The 2,912-nt window shown below is 71.1% G+C and carries 2 protein-coding genes and 1 pseudogene; 1 reads left to right on the top strand and 2 read right to left on the bottom strand.

Annotated elements, in window-relative coordinates; all coding sequences use genetic code 11:
• Together ABZ749_RS33010 and guaB are read right to left on the bottom strand one after the other, a co-directional pair.
• Window positions 1–488 (bottom strand): annotated as a pseudogene (locus tag ABZ749_RS33010) (hypothetical protein); the annotation flags it as partial.
• Window positions 489–518: 30 nt separating this feature from the next.
• Window positions 519–2,081, bottom strand: a complete 1,563-nt coding sequence (gene guaB, locus ABZ749_RS33005; protein ID WP_357234815.1) for an IMP dehydrogenase — start codon at window positions 2,079–2,081, stop codon at window positions 519–521.
• Between the two features lie 186 nt (window positions 2,082–2,267).
• Between guaB and ABZ749_RS33000 the strand changes: the two genes are divergently transcribed.
• Window positions 2,268–2,687, top strand: a complete 420-nt coding sequence (locus tag ABZ749_RS33000; protein ID WP_355010073.1) for a DUF5319 domain-containing protein — start codon at window positions 2,268–2,270, stop codon at window positions 2,685–2,687.
• Window positions 2,688–2,912: the final 225 nt, after the last annotated feature.

Here is a 2,912-nt window from a genome sequence, read left to right as displayed (position 1 = left end):
GGTGTCGCCGCAGCTGTCCCGGCTGCTCGGGCGGGGTGAGCGGGCCGCGGCGGCGGCCGTGCACCGGCAGTTGACCACGCCACGGTGCCGCCACCGGCACGCAGCTCGCGGACCCGCTCGGCGATCAGGTCCGGGCGGATCGGCTCGGCGTACACCTCCTGGAGCCGCTTGGTGGCGCGGGCCTCCTCGTCCAGGCCGGCCAGCTCGTCCAGCACCTTGGTCGGGTTCTCGTAGCGGGTCCAGAGCCCCTCGACGTTGAGCACGCCGAGGCCGCCGAGCTGACCGAGCCGCACCGCGGAGGCCGGGCTCATGGTGGCGTCGGAGGGGTGGCCGACGCACGGAATGCCGAACGGGTACGCGTCGAGCTGCCACGACGTCGAGACGTCGTCGACGTCCCGGGTACGGCGGCTCGGCACGATGGCGATGTCGTCCAGGTGGTAGCCGCGCTGCGCGGTCTTGCCCAGCCCGATCTCGACCACGTCACGCATGGGGGACTCCAGGTGGTTGGGGGTGTTGGATCAGCGGGTGTGGTAGTTGGGCGCCTCGACGGTCATCTGGATGTCGTGCGGGTGGCTCTCCTTCAGACCAGCCGCGGTGATCCGGATGAGCTGGCCCCGGCGGTGCAGATCGGGGATGTTCTCCGCACCGGCGTACCCCATCGCCAGCCGCAGCCCGCCGACCAGCTGGTGGGCGACCCGGGACAGCGGCCCCCGGTAGGGCACCTGGCCCTCCACGCCCTCGGGAACCAGCTTGTCGTCGCTGAGCACGTCCTGCTGGAAGTAACGGTCCTTGCTGTACGACTTGGCCTGACCCCGGGACTGCATCGCGCCGAGCGACCCCATCCCGCGGTACGTCTTGAACTGCTTGCCGTTGACGAAGATCAGCTCGCCGGGGCTCTCCTCGCAACCGGCCAGCAGGCTGCCGAGCATCACCGTGTCCGCGCCGGCCACCAGGGCCTTGGCGATGTCGCCGGAATACTGGATGCCGCCGTCACCGATCACCGGCACACCGGCCGGGCGGGCGGCCCGGGCCGCCTCCATGATCGCGGTCACCTGCGGCACGCCGACCCCGGCGACGATGCGGGTGGTGCAGATCGCGCCCGGTCCCACGCCCACCTTGACGCCGTCGGCGCCGGCGTCGACAAGCGCCTTCGCACCCGCGTACGTGGCCACGTTGCCGCCCATGATGTCAACCGTCACGTCGGCCTTCAGCCGGCGGACCATGTCCAGCACGGCCCGCTGGTGACCGTGCGCGGTGTCCACGATCAGCACGTCGACGCCCGCGTCGACAAGTGCACGGGCCCGCTTGTACGCGTCCTCGCCCACACCGATGGCGGCGGCGACCCGCAGCCGGCCGGCGTCGTCCTTGCTGGCGTCCGGGTACTGCTCGCTCTTGGTGAAGTCCTTGACGGTGATCAGGCCACGCAGCCGGCCCGAGTCGTCGACGATCGGCAGCTTCTCAACCTTGTGCTGACGCAGCAACGCAAGCGCCTCGTCCTTGCTCACCCCGACCCGCGCGGTGACCAGCGGGGTGTGGGTCATGATCTCGCGAACCGGAGTGTTCGGCTCGGAGACGAAACGCATGTCCCGGTTGGTGACGATGCCGACCAGCTGGCCGTCGCCGTCCACCACGGGAACACCGGAGATGCGGTAACGCCCGCACAGCTCGTCGACCTCGCGCAGCGTGTCGTCCGGGCTCGCGGTCACCGGGTTGGTGATCATGCCGGACTCCGAGCGCTTCACCAGGTCGACCTGGAGCGCCTGGTCCTCCAGGGAGAGGTTGCGGTGCAACACGCCGATGCCGCCCTGGCGGGCCATGGCGATCGCCATCCGGGCCTCGGTCACCGTGTCCATCGCGCTGGACAGCAGCGGAATGGACAACTCGATGTTGCGGGTGAGCTTCGTCCGGGTATTCACACGGCTGGGCACCACGTCCGACTCGCCCGGCTGAAGCAGCACGTCGTCGAAGGTGAGGCCGAGCGGAACCACCCGGGCGGAGCCGGCCGGCAGCTCGGGCAGGTGGCCGCCCAGGTCGGCGTGCTCGCCGCCGGCCGGAAGATCGGTGCTGGGCGAATTTTCCACGATTGCTCCCCTGAGCTGCTCGGATGGGCTTCAGCGAGGTGGCGCGGGCGGGCACCGGAGCGCGCCACGATGCCGGCACGTCGCCTCATCGTACCCAGTGAGCTGGGCGACCCGTCCGTGGCAGGCCGGGCCGGCGCGGAGGCCGGGGGGCGGACGTTCGCGCCGCGTTGGGTCTACGGTGAGGGGGTGCACGACGAGCCCATCGACCCGTTCAATGGCGACCCGGCCGATCCGACTGCGGGTCTGGATGACCCGGGCGATGACGCGACGCCGGATCCGCTGACCGACGTCGAGCGGCAGGATGTGCTGGAAGACCTCGCTGACCTGGAGATCTACCAGGCCCTACTGGCCCCGATCGGGGTTCGCGGGCTCGTGATCGAATGCGAGGACTGTCGCGAGCCGCACTACTTCGACTGGGACCTGCTCCGCGGCAACCTGCGGCACCTGCTCAACTCGGGTCGGCCCCGGGTGCACGAACCCGCCTACGACCCCGACCCGGACCACTACGTGACCTGGGACTACGCCCGGGGGTACGCGGACGGGGTGCACGACACCCTGTCCGAGGGCACCGAGGACGAGCCGGACACCCCGACCGCCACCAAGTAGCCCCGCCGGGCGGCTGCGCGGCGTACCCCTGCTGTCGCATGGCCTGCCTTCCGCTGACCCGCCGGATGCTCCGCTGCCGCGCGGCGTGCCCCGGCCGCGCGAAGGCGACAGCCAGGCACGTCGCTGGGACGGCGACCTGCCGACCCTCGTCGGCGACCTCCAGCATCAACTCCCCCACCGAGGGGCGCGACGCGCTGGCACTCTCCTTGACGGAGTGCTAGCCAC

The sequence above is a fragment of the Micromonospora sp. NPDC047753 genome (genome assembly GCF_040642735.1).
Classification (GTDB): Bacteria; Actinomycetota; Actinomycetes; order Mycobacteriales; family Micromonosporaceae; genus Micromonospora.
The sequence above is the reverse complement of the archived record's forward strand: the minus strand, read 5'-3'. Positions and strand labels throughout refer to the sequence as shown.